Raw genomic sequence first — 14495 nt, 5'->3', positions numbered from 1 at the left:
CCGTCGGCCGCCCCGGGCGTGTCCGGGGCGGCCGACGCCTGCTCGGGCGGCTCGAGGTCGTCACGTAAGCCGAAGGGGGATCGATGGCCAGGTTGTATCGCGTCGTGGATGCCGGGATGCTGCGCGCCGCGGCCGCATCGGGTGGGACGCAGAGTTGGCCGACAGTGGCCGAACGCTCCCAAGACGCTGCGCCAGCAAACTGGCGTAACTGGCTGCGGCAGGAGTGGCGTCCGGACCTCGCCGAGGCGGTCGAGGTTGCCAGCGCCGATCTGGCGGCCGCCGTCGAAGGCGCACTCAGCGGCCGGATCACCTCGCCGCAGCGGGTGCGCCGCACCGTCGAGGCCGTCCGGAACTACCGGCTGCGCTCCGCCGGACGGGCGACGCCGTTCGGGATGTTCGCCGGCATCGCACCGATGCGCCTGGAGCGGCACACCCAGGTGGTCTGGGGAGGCCGGCACCGTGCGGCCGCAGCGCCGGATCCCCGATGGCTGGCGGAGATCGAGGCCGTCTTGCTGCGCCAGCCGGCGTCCCTCGCTCGCACGAGTGTCGCCGTCAACGATCTGGTCGTCGAGCGGAACGGCTGGATCGAGCTGCCCGGAGGAGGGGGGGCCGCCGCGCTCGGATCGGACCGGTGGCAATGCCGGCGCATCCGGTTGACCGATCCCGTGCGCCGGGTGCTGGAGGCGGCCTCGCCACCGATCACCGTGGCCGTTCTGCTGGGGCAGCTGGGCGCTCAGTTTCGCACCGTGCCGGGGGGTGTCCTTGCCCGGCTCGTCACCGACCTGATCGATCAGGGGGTGCTGCTGACGGACCTCGAAACCCCGATGCACGTCACCGACGTCCTGGCCCACTTGCGCGCCCACCCGGCCACCGCCGCGGCCAACGAGAAGGTGGAAGGCGAACTTGAGGAGCTGGCCTCCATGATGGCCGACTACCCGTCGGCCGCCACGCCGTCGGCCCGTCGGGCCCTGCGTGAGCGGGCCGCCATCCGCATGGGCGCCCTGGGGCCGCCGGCGCGCCCCCTGGCCGTGGACGTCCACCTGGATGCGGCGGTCAGCCTTCCTCCTTCGGTGCGGGCCGAGGCCGCGATCGCCGCCGAGGCGCTGGTGCGGCTCTCGGCCCGGCCGCACGGCAGGCCCGAGTGGAGGGCCTGGCACCGGGCGTTCCTGGAGCGCTACAGCTCCGGTGCCCTGGTTCCGGTCATCGAGGCGGTCGACTCTGCGATCGGCGTGGGCTACCCCGCCGGCTACCGGGGCGCGGCCCGTCCCGCTCCGCCGCCGCTCGGCGAGCGCGACCACCTCCTGCTGCGGTGGGCGCAGTCCGCGGTGCTGGAGGGGCGCGAGTTGACGCTGGCCGACCGCGACATCGAGCAGCTGGCTGCGGCGGCCGGCGCCGCACGCGGGCCGGTCGCCCCGCACACCGAGCTGCGCTTCGCGGTGGCTGCAGCCACTCCGCAGGCCGTGGATCGCGGCGCGTTCCTCCTGCTGCTGGCTGGAGTGTCCCGGGCCGCCGGCACGACCCTCGGCCGGTTTTTGTCTCTGTTGGATCCCGCCGCCCGCCAGAGCGCTGTCGATGCGCTGAGCGGACTGCCGCCGATGACCGAAGGTGCGGTTATCGCGCAGCTGTCCTGCCCGCCGCTGGCCCCGAGAGTGCGCCACCTGGGGCGCAGCGTCGAGGTGTTCCCGCCGCTGCCGGTGGGTGAACACCCCGCCGCCGGCGGCGGCTTCAGGTTGCGTGACCTGGCCGTCACCGCCACCGCCGACCAGCTGTGGCTGGTCGACCTGTCCACCGGCCGCACCGTCGAGCCGCTGATGCTCAACGCCATTGAGCATCGTCTCTCGGTCCATCCGATGGCGCGGTTTCTGTGCGAGCTGCCCACCGCATTGGCCGCCCGCCCACTCCCCTTCCAGTGGGGTGCGGCCGAGCAGCTGTCCGTTCTCCCCCGGGTGCGCTACCGGCGCACCGTGCTCGCCCCGGCGCGGTGGATGATGGCCGCCGGCGAACTGCCCGAGCGGCATGTCTCCTTCGCCGACTGGAGTGCGGGCTTTGCCGCGCTGCGCCGCGCTCGGCGCATACCCCGGTGGGTACATCTCGGGCCGGACGACACCCTCATCCGCCTCGACCTGGACGAGCCCGCGCATCGCGCCGTGCTCCGCACCCACCTGGATCGCCATAACGCCGCCGTCCTCCACGAGGCCCCGGATGCGGACGCGTTCGGTTGGATCGGCGGCCGGGTCCACGAGATCGTGCTGCCCCTGGCCTCCACCGCTCCACCCCAACCTTCGCCCCCGCACCTGCGCGCCGGATCCCAACAATCCGCTTTACGGCCCGTCCATCTCCCGGGCACCTCGCCGTGGTTGTGCGCGCAGCTGCGCGCCCATCCCGACCAGCACACCGCGATCCTCATGCGGCTGCCGAAGCTGTGGGAGTGCTGGCCCGGTGGCCCGCCGGCCGCGTGGTTCCTGCGCTACTGCCATCCCGGCCCCCATCTGCGGCTGCGCATCCCGCTACCCGAGCCGGACGACTTTGGTCCGGCCGCCCGCCGGCTGGCCCTGTGGGCCGAGCAGCTGCGCGAAGCAGGACTGCTCGCTTCCCTGTCGCTGGCCAGCTACGCGCCGGAGACCGGACGCTACGGCCAAGGAGCGGCTCTGGCCGCCGCGGAGCATGCCTTCGCCGCCGACTCGGCCGCCGCGCTGGTCCAGTTGGCAAGCTGCGCGAGCGCGCACGGGCCGGATCGGACCGCATTGGCCGCCGCGAGCCTCCTCAACCTCGCCGCCGCGTTCACCGGCAGCCCGACCACGGCCCGAGCCTGGATGCTCAAGCAGCCGGCCCGTCCGCCGGCCCCCGCGCCGACCGCGCGCGTCCGGGGCGAGGCGCTGCGCCTCGCCGACGCCTCCACGGGCGCCACGGGGCTGGCCGGTCTGCCATCCGGCGCTGAGCTGGCCGACTCCTGGAAGCAGCGTGCAACCGCGATAGCCGCCTACCGGAGGGCACTTCCGGCCGACGGCCCCAATCCGGACCTGGTGCTGTCCTCCCTGATGCACCTGCACCACGCCCGGATGATCGGACTCGACCCTGACAGCGAGCGGACCGTCCGGCACCTGGCGCGTGCCGCGGCCCTGTCCCACACCGTCCGCGCCAGGGCACGCGATGGACACTGACCGCCTCCTGCAGGTATCCACCAGTTTGGCGGACGAGCTGTCGGACCCGGCCGACCACGCCGGCTGTCATCCGCAGTCGCTGGCCGACGGCGCCGCCGGCATCGCGGTGCTCCACCTCGAACGTGCCGCCCAGCACCTGGGCGATCCCGCCCTCGGCCATCGGTTTCTGGCCGCCGCCGTCACCGGGGGCCTGCACACCGGCTCCACGGCGTCGCCGTTCTTCGGGACACCGGCCGTCGCCTACGCCCTGCACGCCGCAGCGCGCTCCGGACGCTACGTCCGCGTCCACGACATCGTCGACCACGGTGTCGCCGACGTGGTGCAGCGCCGCCTGGACCACGCGCAGGCGCGGATCGAGCGCGGCGATGCGCCGGCCCTGGGCGAGTTCGACGCCCTCTACGGACTCACCGGGCTCGCTGCTCACCTCCTCCGCCACGATCCACATGGCGTGCAGACGCGGCGGGTCATCGAATACCTGGTCCGGTTGACGCACCCACTCCCCGGCAGCGGCGGACTCCCCGGATGGTGGAGCTGTCAGCCCCTCAAGAGCCGAAACACGGACACGACGGGAGGCCACAGCAACCACGGCATGGCACACGGCATCAGCGGCGTCCTGGCCGCCCTCGCCCTGGCCGAACGCAACAGCATAGGCGTCACCGGGCAGCGCGAAGCCATCGAACGGATCTGCACCTGGCTGGATACCTGGCAGCAGCCCCACCCCAGCGGACCGTGGTGGCCGGAGATCGTCACCCTCGAAGATCTGCGCCGCCGAACCCCCCGGCAGCTGCGCCCGTCCCGCCCGTCCTGGTGCTACGGCACCCCCGGCATCGCCCGCGCCCAGCAGCTGGCCGCGCTCGCCCTGCACGACGAGGCGCGCCGCGACCTGGCCGAGGCAGCCATCCTCGGCTGCATCAACGACCCCCAACAGCTCGCCCAGATCACCGAGTCCGGCCTGTGCCACGGGGCAGCCGGACTGTTCCAAACCGCCTGGCGCATGGCCGCCGACTCGGTCACCGACACCCTGACGGGCCATCTGCCGGGACTCGCCGAGCAGTTGCTGCCGGACAAGCCGAACCCGGAGTCGGGCCTGCTGATGGGGAGGGCTGGCCTGGCGCTGGCGCAGACAACGGCCGCGACGAGCACGGTAGTCACGGACTGGGACGCGTTCATGGTGCTCCGGTGAAGGCGACGACGTGCCTCCTTGACCGAGACGATCAGACGACCGTCGAAGCCCCGGTCGCCGCTGTCCTCGACCGCCTGCGTTCAGGTGCCGCTACCTGACCAACGGATCCACCGGCTGGGTAGGGTCAAGCTGGGTCACACCGAGTGGGAGAGGGAGCTGTATGTCCAGCGACATCGTGATCGCCCAGACCACCATCGACGACGAGGAGCAGGCCAAGAGCCTGGCGCGCGGGGCCGTCGAGGAGCAACTCGCCGCATGCGCCCATATCGACGCGCCCTTCACCGCGATCTACCGCTGGAAGAACGCCATCGAGACCGCGAAGGAATGGCGGGTCTCGTACAAGACCACGCTCGATCGGCTCCCGGACCTGGCGGCCTGGGTGGCCGGCCGGCACAGCTACGACGTGCCTGAGTGGATCACCCTGCCGGTGACTGGCGGGTCGGAGGCGTATCTGGCCTGGGTCGTCGAGGAGACCCATCCGCGGTAGGGCGGAGCGAGAGCCTCCCGCGGTCAGGGCAGGAAGGTCTCACGCCACTCCATGGACGTCATCTCCAGCGCCGCGTCGGCCAGCACTCGGCCCGATTCGGTCCGCAGGTGCTCGTAGGAGGTGTCGATCCAGGGCTGGATGTTCCTGTGCCCGGCCTCACGGTACTCCACGGCCTGCACCAGGCAATCGACCTTGTCGGCATCGTGGGCGCACTTGGCCTCGATGCTGGTGCAGCTCTCGTACTCCTCGACGATCTTCTGGATCCCGTCGCGGACCGCCGGGTAGGCGCCGGCGAGCTGGTCGGCGGTGATGGCCTCGTTCGGCTGGGCCTTGAGGTAGCGCTTGCCGATGTGGGCGATGTCGCCGATCCGCGACTCCTGAGTGTCGTGGAACAGGCTCAGCAGAGCGGTGCGAGCCGGGTCGGCGCCCTCCATCATGGCCAGGATCGAGCCGATGATGCCCGCGCGGAAGGAGTGGTCGGCGATCGACTCCGGCTCCTTGACCCCCACATGCCACCAGCCGGTGCGCGACATGCGCTTGAGCATGCCGGTCTCGAAAACGAACGCGACCGTTCCGCGCGCGGGGTCCTGTTCGGTCATGCGCTGTTCCTCTCGCCGATCTGTCGGTGCACGGCGCTCAGCTCGCGCCGGGCCCGGGTGGACACCTCCGCGCCGTCCAGCAGCCCGGCGACGCGTACGGACAGCACACTAGCCGCCTGTGGCGCAGCGTCAGGAAGCCATGGGTGCAAGGTCATCAGTGACCAGATCGAGTGGGCGTAGAGGTTGTTGTACGTCGGCGCCTCGTCCAGGCCACGGACCAGCCGGTGCAGCAGGGCCATGGGCTCCCAGCTCGACAACTCCCCAACGTCTCCCATGAACCCGTCGTCGGGCTGCGCCTGGCGCACCGCGCCGAACCAGTAAGCCCAGTAGGTCAGGTTCGCGGCCTCGCCACGATCGTCGTCGGCGATCGCCCGGTCAATGAAATCGATCAGCGGCGTGTGGTCACCCAGGCGGGCCAGGGCGGTGGCCGTGGAGCGGGCCTCGGCCCACTGCGGGGACCAGCCACGCATCCCGAGGGTTCCGCGCCGGCTGTGCAGGGCCTGCGCCGTCCACGACGAGGCGCCGGGGCTGCGGTCGTAGGAGGTCAGGTATAGCGCCTGGCGGCGCAGCAGGACGCCGGCGCCGGTCGACGGGGCCGACTCGATCGCGGTGCGGAGGTTGGTGAACACCGCGGCGCGGTCCGGGGCGGACAGCGTCGGCGCCGTCGGTGACGCACCGCGCCTCGTCGGTACCGGCAGGGCCGCGATGATCGGCGGCGGTCTGCCGATGAGTGTCCAAGCGATCATGTGGGTCGTCATCCGATCGTGCACCCACTGGGCGAGGGGATGGCTAGTCGCCTCTGCGGGCGGGGCGAGGATGCCGGCCACGATCCGGTCGGCGTCCATCGCCGCGTCGAGCAGGCCGATGAGCCGCTTGTCGGCGCCGAGCAGGGGCAGGCGGTGGCGCAGGTCGATGAGCGTTCCGGCTTTCATGTTGGCTACGGGCCGACGGCCGGACTCCCAACCCTGCACCGTGCTGAGGTCGACGCCGCCGATCGCGTCGCCGAACGCCGTCTGCGATCTGCCCGTGCTCTCGCGAATCAGTCGAAGTACATAACCGCTGATCGCTCCGGTCCCCGCCATAGCCTCGCCCACCGCTGCGGAATGCGTACTGCCAGTCAGTACTACCCCATTGGCGTGCTACCTACGGTCGTTTTCGACCCAATCAATCAGGGGGACCAGTGGCGATCATGCTCGACCTCTGCGCGGCGGACGGTACCTCGTCCGCTGCGGGACTCCGGCACCGCGCCTGGTCAATCGCGGTGGGCGCCGGCCGGCCACACCACGGTTACGGGCAGGCCCGCATCCTGGGCTCGCGCGACGACGTCGCTGGTGCCGCTTCGGTTGGCGGTGGTGTCGCCGTCCCAGACGGCAATGAGGTGATCGGCAGTGCCCAGGAGGATTTCGTTCGCGGCCTCGTAGGCGTCTCGGCTGGCGGTGTCGAAGGGAAGTACCTCCACGTCGGCTGCAGCGATCAGGCGGTCGAAGTCGGGCGCGTGTGCTGGCTTGACCTTCCGGTCGCGGTAGTCGCGGGAGGGCAGGACGACGCGCAGCCGTCCGCCGGCCTTCACCACCGCGTCGGCGAACAGGGTGTCCGCGCCGCGGGCCAGGCACGTGACGCCGATCAGGTCCTCGGCGGGGTACTTGGCGATCTCATCGTCCAAAGCTTCGCTGATCATGGGGATGCTGTCGGGTGCGACGTTCATGTGTCCGGTCACGGCAAGGACCACCACGGGTCGCTCCTTTTGTCAGTCGGCCAGCAGGACGCGCAGCCTATCGCGTGCCTCGCGCAGTCCCGGGCTGGTGTGGCGGCCCACGGTGTAGGCGTAGAGCCGGGTCAGCTGGCGGCGGACACGGGTGGAGGTGAGCTGCTCGGCCACTTCGACCGCGGCGAGCGTCGCCGGGGCGGCTGCACGCAGGTCTCCGGTGAGGAAGTGGCATTCGGCCAGGCCGATCCGGTCCAGGACGTGCGAGCGGCCGGCTTCCGCAGCGCGCTGGTCGATGGCCGTGCGGATCTGGTCGGCTGCCCGCTCGGCGTGGGTGCGTGGATCGGTGCGGGCCAGGTCGAGGCGGCGTCCGCCGGTCACCCCGGTCAGTTCGGCGGCGTTGAAGTAGCGGATCCAGTACGGGTCGTCGTCGCTGCCTCCGGCTTGTGCGAGGGCCTGCTCCGCCTGGCCGGTGGCGCGCTCGAAGGCGCCGACGCGGCCCATGGCCGCGTAGGCCCACGCTTCTCGGGTGAGCAGCATTGCCCGGACCCGGGGGGCTGCCGTGCCTCGGGCCCCGTCCTGGGCAAGACGGACGAGGTCCAGCGCGTCCTGGGGTTGATCCCGGTAGAGCAACTGACGGGCCATGGCGGCCAGGACGTTGGCGCCGAAGGGCATGTCGCCGCCGGCGTGCGCGGCGCGCAGGGCGAGCCGGTAGTACTGCTGGCCGCGCTGTTCGTCGCCCTCGTCCAGCGTCATGGATGCTGCGGTGCTGGCCAGTTGGGCCATCACCCGATACAGGCCCATGGCGATGTGGGTCTGCTGGTGGTGGGCCAGGAAGGCGCTGACGTCGTTGAGCTGGCCCAGGACGGCCTTGCGCTGAAGGCCGCCGCCGTGGGTGTGGTTCCAGTGGCGGAAGGCGATAGCGACCTGCTCCAGGTGCTCCACGTCGCGGCGTCCCAGCCGTCCCGGCGGCCGGTGGGTGGCGTCGGCGGCGGCGGGCCTGAGCCAGGGTTCCAGCGGATCGAGCAGGGCTGCCCCGGTGAGGGTGGCGGCCATGGTGCGGGTGGCCGCGCGGCGGTCGAGCATCAGGTCGTTCCTCGTCAGGTCGGCGGCGAGGTCGGCGGTCCGGGAGGGTGCCCAGGCGCCCGTCGGCTCCGGTGCGGCCGTCACATCGTCCGCGGCTGCCGGCGGCAGTGCTGGATCGGCCTGGTGTTCCCAGGGGCGGTCGGCGAGTCCCAGAAGGCGTCCCGGGATGCGAAGTCCGTCGGCGATCCGGCAGATGACGGCGAAGGCGGTCACCTGCTGTCGGCCCCGGATGATCAGGGAGATCTTTCCGGGGGTGATCCCGGTGGCCGCCGCGAGGGCGTTCTGGGACAGGCCGGCCCATTTGGTGAACAGCTTGAATGCGGCGGCGAGGTCGTGCTCGGCCAGCGCGCGGCGCACGTCGGCGCGCTCCAGGACCTCGGGCGGGATCTGCTTGCGGTTCATTGCGACTTCCTCTGCGCACCCGCGCCGTTGCGGCGTGCTGATTTGGCCGGACGCCAGTGTATGACCGCGGCGGTAACCCCTGCCGGTCATAGGCATAGCCCGGGGTGCACCGTGAGGCTGCATACCAAGGGCAGGGTCTCGCTTCACGAATCTCCGTTCGACGGTGTGACGTTCACGCGTTGGCGGCCTCGTCCCTTGCAGCATCTCCAACTCCGTTCAGGAGGTCCGGATCGCATGGCGCAAGCTGCCTCACCTGCCTTTGGCACGAGCCGCCCGATGGCGATTCCGGGGATCTGCACGTGCTGCGGCCGACCCCGCCCGGCCACGGTGCGTACGGGTCGGCGGCGGCTCCGATCGGGCGGCGTGGTCGTCGTGCGGACCTGCATCGGCTGCCTAGCGGGCGGGGCCGCCCGGAAGTCGGAGGCGGGCCGATGATCATTCAGTTGGAGTCCCCACTCCCGGGCGTCGCTGCCGAGTTGGCGTGCCGAGGCTCTGCAGCCCAAATGATGCGGGCCCTGCTCACCGCGCACCCGAACGCGGCGACAGCCCACCAGGTCGCCTTCGCCGATCAGGACGACACCGAGACCCTGAAGCGGCTCATTCACAAGCTCGGCGGCTGGCCGACCCTGGCTCCGGTGGGCGAGTTGGCGTCCTCGGCCGCACTGGTCCTTGCCGAAAGGGCCATCGCGGAGCGGGAGTTCCAACGGCGTGCCCTGGCCCGCAAAGCATCCTCGTCCCCGATCCCCACCCCGTGCGCCCTGGAGTCCACCGTGCCGTCCACAACCCTGTCACTCCCCCCCGCCTACGCCTGGCTCGCGCTCGCCGTCGAGCCTCCGGAGCTGCGCGCCATGGCGCTGCAGGAGCTGGATTCCGGCCAGACCGCGCTGCCGGTCGGCACCGCCTTCGATGTGGTACGGACCGCTGCCGCAACCGGTCTGGAGGCGATTCCGCACTTGCAGCACGCGGGCGAGCAGATCGGACCGGTCCTTCTGGCGAGCACCGCGCCGGCGTGCCGCACCTACTTCCTGCTTCCCCCCGGATCGACAGAGCGGTGGCGGGCCCCGGGCTCTCGGGCGCTCCCGAAGCAAGGCGATCGGCTGACGGTGCCGGGTTCTGGGCCCTGCGGGGGCCGCATCTGGCTGGTGCCTCCGGACGGCCGCGGCGTGCTGACCGCCCCGGATGCTTTGGCCGCAGCGCTGCAGCGGGTGGCCGAGCAGGTGGCGGCAGCATGATCGCTCCGCGCGCCCCGCACCTTGCGTTCGGGTGGCGTCTTGTGGTCGCCGCGGCGCGGCCGGGACCGGAGGCAACCCAGCCGGCCGGGTCGCGGCGACCACAACGCACCATCCGACGTTCGTGCCCTGCACAATCCGCAGACCGCCGCCGCCAGTCCGCTGACGGTGCGTCCGGCGGCCCTGACCCCACCTCCACCTGTGACGATCCCCCAAGGATTCCGATGTCCCAGCACGCTCTCGTTCGCGATCAGCTCGCACCCGGCGAGCAGCGCCTGATCCTCGATCCGGTCGGCCCCGACGCCGCACTCAGGGACGCGATCGCCGACGCCACTGACGGTCGCTGGAGAGCCATGAGCGCCCTGCTCACCGCCTCCTCGGGCGAGTGGAGTCTGCGAACCAATCGGATCCGCGCGATCGCCGCCGAGGTACGCACCACCGCTGTGGTCGAATCCTGGCTCGCGACGGAACCGCGCAATCCCGACGCGCGGATCATGGAGGCCGCGGTCGCCGTCGAACGCGCCATCCTCAGCCACCGGACCCGAAACGTCGAGGCATCGAAGCGTCTGGCGGAGGCGACCCTGGCCACCGCCGGGCTGCTCGCGGACGTGCGGGCCGACCCCGCGCCGCAGGTCCTTGCGCTGACACTCGCTCAACTCGCCCCGGCCCGAAGCCAGCACAACCAGCGCGGCCCCCGCGCACTGACCGCCGATGGCCCCTGGACGCTGCTGTACGAAGCCCATGACCGCGACCCGTTCAACCGCGAGGCCTTCCACGCGATGTTCAAGTTCTGGGCTGCCCGGGGGCTCGCGGAATCGGCCTACCGCTTCGGGCTGTGGGCGGCCTCCGAGGCGCCCAAGGGCGCTGCACCCCTTCTGCTGCCGCTCTACGGTCACATCGCGGTCGAGCGTGGTGGCACCGACCCCGGGCGCGAGTCCGCCCGCGCGCACTGGCACAGCGACCGTCAAGTACGCAGCGACACCGACGGGGCCCTGAACAAATGGTTCCCCTACGCGCGAACCCGGACCGTCCCGGAGCTGTCCCATCTGGCCTACGGCCTGGTGCGGGCGGACCGGCTGGCCGAGGCCTCAACAGTGTTCGACGCGATGGGCCCGTATGGGCACACCGAACCCTGGTCGCAGCTGGCCCTCGAACCCGAGCAGGTCCCCGAGGTGATCGTGAGCGCCCGCGACCGGGCCCGCCTCATGCGGAGGTCGCCGTCCGGCCAGGACGCCTCCCGGCGCCCTGCCCGACCCGGGGCAGCGCAGTGAACCCGCCGGCGGCGGCCCACTCGCTTCCGTGCCGATCTCCCCGGCGAGGCGTTCCGATGCGCGCGCGCACGGCAGGCGGATCCCTGTGTCCTTCGGCGGACGCGCTAGGCGAGCTTCAGTATTTCGTGCAGGTCGCGAACCCGCGGCTGCCTGGTGTGCTTGCTCAACACCTGGCCGAGGTCACGCAGGTAGCCGACGGCGCGGGACTGCCCTATCGCCGCAGTGCGGCTGTTGGCGTGGACGGCCCGGATCGCCCGGTCGGCGGCTTCCTCGATCTCCCCGAGCCCGGCCAGGGCCTCGGCACGATAGATGTCGTAGAGGATCTTGTCGCGCTCGCTGGCGACGCCGTCATCGTCGCCGCGGGCCAGCACGGACAGGCCCTGCTGCGGGTCGCCGGTGCGGGTGTAGCCGCGGCCGATCTCGGCCATCGATTCGGGATGCACGAACCAGTACAGCCAGTTGGGGTCCTGCTCGGCGTCCCGGCGCTCGAAGTGCTGGACCGCGGAGCCGAGGCTGCGGCGGAACCGCTCGCGCTGATCGGGGCCGGCCAGGGACAGCGCGCGGGCGTCCCAGGTGTCCAGCAGGGAGCGGACCCCGGGGGTCAGGACGTGGGCGCCGCCGGCGCGGGCCGAGGCGGTGTAGTCCAGCGCGTCCTCGATCTGCAGCTCGCCGGCGGCCTGGAAGGCCAGCGAGGACATGACGTAGACGCCCATCATGGTGTCGCCGCAAAGGCTGGCGGCGCGCAGCGCGGTCGCGTAGTAGCGGTTGGCGGTGCGGTGCCAGCCGGCGTCGTAGGCGGCCCAGCCGGCCAGTTGGGTCAGTTCGCCCACGATGCGCAGCATCTTCGCGCGGCCCTCAGGGGTGAAGCTGCCGACGCTCAGCAGCCGCAGCGCGAAGCGGACTTCGGGTTCGACGAGGGTGAAGGTGGTTTCGCCGCCGTAGTGGTCGTCGGTGATCCGCAGTTGCTGGGCCACGTCGAAAAGCCGGTCGAGGATGGCGGCGTCCACGCGTCCGCCGTTCTCGATGCCCTCCAGGGGCTCGGGGCTGGCGATGATCCACTTGTGGGCGGCGCGGGTCAGGTCCGGGTTCTCGGCGGTGGGGATCAGCGCCCCGTCGGGAAAAAGCAGGCCGCGGCCGTCCTCCAGCGCGTCGGCGACGGGCATGCCGTGGGCGCGGGCCCAGTCGGCGGTGGACTGCTCCCACGGCCTGGGGGCGAGTCCGAGCATGTGCCCGGGGATGGCCAGTCCGTCGCAGATGCGGCGGATCAGGTCGATGTCCTGGCTGCGGCGCGTGCCGCTGAGGTACTCGGCGATCCGGCTGGGGGTCACGCCGATCCGGCGGGCGAGGTGGCTGTTGGTGAAGCCGATCCCGCCGTACTTCCTGACGATGGACAGGACCGCGGCGTAGTCCCCGGTGGCGCAGGCCGTCGCGAAGTCGCTGCGCTGCAGAAGGCTGGCCGGAACCGCCTTCGGTCCGCGTTCCGACATCTGCGCCCTTTCGCTGCCCGTCACGCTCGGCCGTCTCCCGGTCCGCTACCGGCGGGTTTACCCATCCGGGATACCCACCCTGCTCCTAGTCTGCCCGGCTTCCGATCCACACGATGGCCGAACGGCCATGAACCTGGGCGTTTCTGCTGGTCGTCGTGCACTACCGCTCGATCTGGGGAGATCACCGATGTGCCATCACGGGGTACGAACCGGCCGCTGCACGCGGTGCGGCCGCGACGATGTCGCGGTGCGCGGCAGCCGAGACGCCGCCAAGTGCCAGCCGTGCGGCGCCCTGCTGCTCGCCGCCGGACTGGGGACCTGCTGGGACGCGGAGCCGGTCGTGCCCCGTCCGATCGCACCACCGCCGCTGTTGGCAAGCGGCTCGGCAGGCGGGAGGTGACCGCCGTGCAGGAAGAGACGGGTCCAACGCGCACGGCCGGGGACGGGCTGGAGCCCGGGTGCTGGGCCAAGGACGGCCTGACCGGTGTGATCGTCCAGGTCGTGTCGGTAGAGGCCAACCAGGTGCGGGTGCGCTCCGAGCTGGGCCGGGAGTGGTCCGTCGCGCGCCGTCTGCTGTCGCTCGCCGACGGCGCGGAACCCAAGCGCAGGTCCAAGTCCGAGACGGAGAGCGGCACGTGACCGCCCGATGCATGACGTGCCGGAGGCTGCGCGGGGGGGTCGAGGAGGGCCTGGCCGGACTGAAGATCGCCAGGGCGGCCGACGACGGCAGCCTGTGGCTGGCCATCGCCGCCGACCTCGACCGCGACACCCTCGTCCTGGCCCGCCACGTCGCCCGCCACCTGCCGTGGTGGAAACGGTGGCTGTGGCAGGCCCGCCATCGCCGCACGCTGCACCAGCAGATCCACCGGCCGATCGGCGCCGTCCCCCAACGCGCGGACGCGCAGCAGCCGACGGGAGTACAGCTATGACCGCCCTCCCCCACCCCGCGACTCACCCCTCAACGCACCCACGCGCAGCAGCGGACGGGCGTGCGGCCATCACCGGCCTTGCCCACCCCGCCGCCGAAGACGAGGGCAAGGCGGCTGCCGGCAGACCCCGGCCCTGTCCGCGGTGCGTCCGGCTGACCGCGCGCATCAGCTCCGAAGCCGACCACGCCCAGCAGGTCGCCGCCTCACCGGCCTTCGCCGCCCACGTCTCGGACGTGATGGTGCAACGCCTGGCCGATGCCGTCACCGACTGGCGGGTGCACCTGCTCGGCGACCACTCCGAGGACTCCGACCAGATCCCGCGGCTCGCGCTGAGCAGCTTCGCCTGACCCGGTCCGTTCATGCTCCCGGTCGCCGGCCCCGGATCCCCCGGCGGCGGCCGGGGTTCGACTCCCGGCGGTCGTAGGGGCTGCCCGCCCTCACTGCGGCGGCCGCCGGGAAGCCTCGGGCCCGACCGCAGCCGGGCCCGAGGCCACAAAATCACCCACCCCAGTTCCACGAGAGGCAGCGATGGCCAGGACCACACACCGAAGGGGCGCCACCCGGATGGACCCGACAGCTGCGCGGCTGTGGTGGCTGGCCGAGACCAGCGTCTCCTCGCCGATGCTGGTGCTCGCCGACTTCCAGGCCACCGGCGAATCGCTCGTCCAGGTCGGCACCCGCTTCGACGTGCTGAAGCTCCCCGCCGCCCTGGGCACCCGCGCCCTGCGGCGCCTGCGGGAGGCCGGATGCCACCAGGGCCCCGTCCTGCAGGCCGCGGACACCGGCAGCCTCTACGTCCTCCTCGCGCCCGGCGCCGCTGCGGCCTGGACCGGCACCGGAACCGCCGTCGGACGCGAAGACCTGGTGACCCTGCGGGTGCCGATACCGGGAGCCGTCCGCGGGGGCCGCTGCTGGCTCACCCCGCCCGGCCCCGACACCCCGCTGACCGACCCCGC

General features: G+C 72.0%; 14 protein-coding genes. 9 read left to right on the top strand and 5 right to left on the bottom strand.

Translation table 11 applies throughout. From position 1 onward, the window contains the following. Positions 1-83: 83 nt before the first annotated feature. From BIV57_RS11520 to cutA, 3 genes are all read left to right on the top strand, one after another. A complete protein-coding gene (locus BIV57_RS11520) occupies positions 84-3161 on the top strand; it encodes a lantibiotic dehydratase (RefSeq protein WP_079170237.1) in 3078 nt (1025 codons plus the stop codon). Beyond that, entirely contained in the window at positions 3151-4344 is a 1194-nt protein-coding gene (locus BIV57_RS11515; RefSeq protein ID WP_071656647.1) for a lanthionine synthetase C family protein, read from the top strand. The genes BIV57_RS11520 and BIV57_RS11515 overlap by 11 nt, the downstream gene beginning before the upstream one ends. A 160-nt stretch (positions 4345-4504) precedes the next feature. Then, positions 4505-4831 carry a divalent-cation tolerance protein CutA gene (gene cutA, locus BIV57_RS11510; protein WP_071656646.1) on the top strand — a complete coding sequence of 109 codons (327 nt, stop codon included), beginning with the start codon at positions 4505-4507 and terminating at the stop codon, positions 4829-4831. Between the two features lie 23 nt (positions 4832-4854). Here cutA and BIV57_RS11505 read toward each other — a convergent pair whose 3' ends face one another. From BIV57_RS11505 to BIV57_RS11490, 4 genes are all read right to left on the bottom strand, one after another. Beyond that, positions 4855-5430 (bottom strand): HD domain-containing protein, encoded by a 576-nt coding sequence (locus tag BIV57_RS11505; RefSeq protein WP_071656645.1) that lies wholly within the window; start codon positions 5428-5430, stop codon positions 4855-4857. Further along, on the bottom strand, positions 5427-6512 hold the full coding sequence (locus BIV57_RS11500; protein ID WP_071656644.1) for a helix-turn-helix domain-containing protein: 1086 nt from the start codon (positions 6510-6512) through the stop codon (positions 5427-5429). The genes BIV57_RS11505 and BIV57_RS11500 overlap by 4 nt, the downstream gene beginning before the upstream one ends. Before the next feature lie 170 nt (positions 6513-6682). Continuing rightward, complete coding sequence (locus BIV57_RS11495; protein WP_107409546.1) at positions 6683-7162, bottom strand: hypothetical protein; 480 nt, start codon at positions 7160-7162, stop codon at positions 6683-6685. Between the two features lie 15 nt (positions 7163-7177). Beyond that, positions 7178-8623 carry a helix-turn-helix domain-containing protein gene (locus tag BIV57_RS11490; protein WP_071656643.1) on the bottom strand — a complete coding sequence of 482 codons (1446 nt, stop codon included), beginning with the start codon at positions 8621-8623 and terminating at the stop codon, positions 7178-7180. A 503-nt stretch (positions 8624-9126) separates the two neighbouring features. Between BIV57_RS11490 and BIV57_RS11485 the strand changes: the two genes are divergently transcribed. Both BIV57_RS11485 and BIV57_RS11480 read left to right on the top strand, forming a co-directional pair. Then, positions 9127-9855 carry a hypothetical protein gene (locus BIV57_RS11485; RefSeq protein WP_139275605.1) on the top strand — a complete coding sequence of 243 codons (729 nt, stop codon included), beginning with the start codon at positions 9127-9129 and terminating at the stop codon, positions 9853-9855. Between the two features lie 221 nt (positions 9856-10076). Further along, complete coding sequence (locus BIV57_RS11480; RefSeq protein WP_071656641.1) at positions 10077-11123, top strand: hypothetical protein; 1047 nt, start codon at positions 10077-10079, stop codon at positions 11121-11123. A gap of 104 nt (positions 11124-11227) precedes the next feature. On the opposite strand, the gene BIV57_RS11475 is transcribed toward BIV57_RS11480, so the two are convergent. Continuing rightward, positions 11228-12610 (bottom strand): NsdA family TPR-like regulatory protein, encoded by a 1383-nt coding sequence (locus BIV57_RS11475; protein WP_071656640.1) that lies wholly within the window; start codon positions 12608-12610, stop codon positions 11228-11230. Between the two features lie 405 nt (positions 12611-13015). Between BIV57_RS11475 and BIV57_RS11470 the strand changes: the two genes are divergently transcribed. The 4 genes from BIV57_RS11470 to BIV57_RS11455 all read left to right on the top strand — a co-directional run. Continuing rightward, the gene (locus BIV57_RS11470) at positions 13016-13249 is read left to right on the top strand and encodes a hypothetical protein (protein ID WP_139275603.1); all 234 of its coding nucleotides are present in this window, start codon (positions 13016-13018) and stop codon (positions 13247-13249) included. Positions 13250-13260: 11 nt separating this feature from the next. Beyond that, positions 13261-13539 (top strand): hypothetical protein, encoded by a 279-nt coding sequence (locus BIV57_RS24115; RefSeq protein ID WP_139275602.1) that lies wholly within the window; start codon positions 13261-13263, stop codon positions 13537-13539. Then, complete coding sequence (locus BIV57_RS24110) at positions 13536-13886, top strand: hypothetical protein (RefSeq protein ID WP_071656637.1); 351 nt, start codon at positions 13536-13538, stop codon at positions 13884-13886. Before BIV57_RS24115 ends, BIV57_RS24110 begins: the two co-directional genes overlap by 4 nt. 217 nt (positions 13887-14103) lie before the next feature. Beyond that, positions 14104-14495: hypothetical protein (locus tag BIV57_RS11455; RefSeq protein ID WP_071656636.1), on the top strand; the 392-nt coding region annotated here is incomplete at its 3' end.

Origin of the sequence: Mangrovactinospora gilvigrisea, assembly GCF_001879105.1 — a bacterium.
Classification (GTDB): domain Bacteria; phylum Actinomycetota; class Actinomycetes; order Streptomycetales; family Streptomycetaceae; genus Mangrovactinospora; species Mangrovactinospora gilvigrisea.
This window is presented reverse-complemented; position numbering and strand designations above follow the sequence as displayed.

Bases quoted from the DNA above. Each gene is read 5' to 3' on its own strand.
- BIV57_RS11480 (WP_071656641.1), top strand. From the start codon at position 10,077: ATGTCCCAGCACGCTCTCGTTCGCGATCAGCTCGCACCCGGCGAGCAG.
- BIV57_RS11475 (WP_071656640.1), bottom strand. From the start codon at position 12,610: ATGTCGGAACGCGGACCGAAGGCGGTTCCGGCCAGCCTTCTGCAGCGC.
- BIV57_RS24115 (WP_139275602.1), top strand. From the start codon at position 13,261: ATGACGTGCCGGAGGCTGCGCGGGGGGGTCGAGGAGGGCCTGGCCGGA.
- BIV57_RS11490 (WP_071656643.1), bottom strand. From the start codon at position 8,623: ATGAACCGCAAGCAGATCCCGCCCGAGGTCCTGGAGCGCGCCGACGTG.
- BIV57_RS24110 (WP_071656637.1), top strand. From the start codon at position 13,536: ATGACCGCCCTCCCCCACCCCGCGACTCACCCCTCAACGCACCCACGC.
- BIV57_RS11505 (WP_071656645.1), bottom strand. From the start codon at position 5,430: ATGACCGAACAGGACCCCGCGCGCGGAACGGTCGCGTTCGTTTTCGAG.
- cutA (WP_071656646.1), top strand. From the start codon at position 4,505: ATGTCCAGCGACATCGTGATCGCCCAGACCACCATCGACGACGAGGAG.
- BIV57_RS11515 (WP_071656647.1), top strand. From the start codon at position 3,151: ATGGACACTGACCGCCTCCTGCAGGTATCCACCAGTTTGGCGGACGAG.
- BIV57_RS11485 (WP_139275605.1), top strand. From the start codon at position 9,127: ATGATGCGGGCCCTGCTCACCGCGCACCCGAACGCGGCGACAGCCCAC.
- BIV57_RS11500 (WP_071656644.1), bottom strand. From the start codon at position 6,512: ATGGCGGGGACCGGAGCGATCAGCGGTTATGTACTTCGACTGATTCGC.
- BIV57_RS11520 (WP_079170237.1), top strand. From the start codon at position 84: ATGGCCAGGTTGTATCGCGTCGTGGATGCCGGGATGCTGCGCGCCGCG.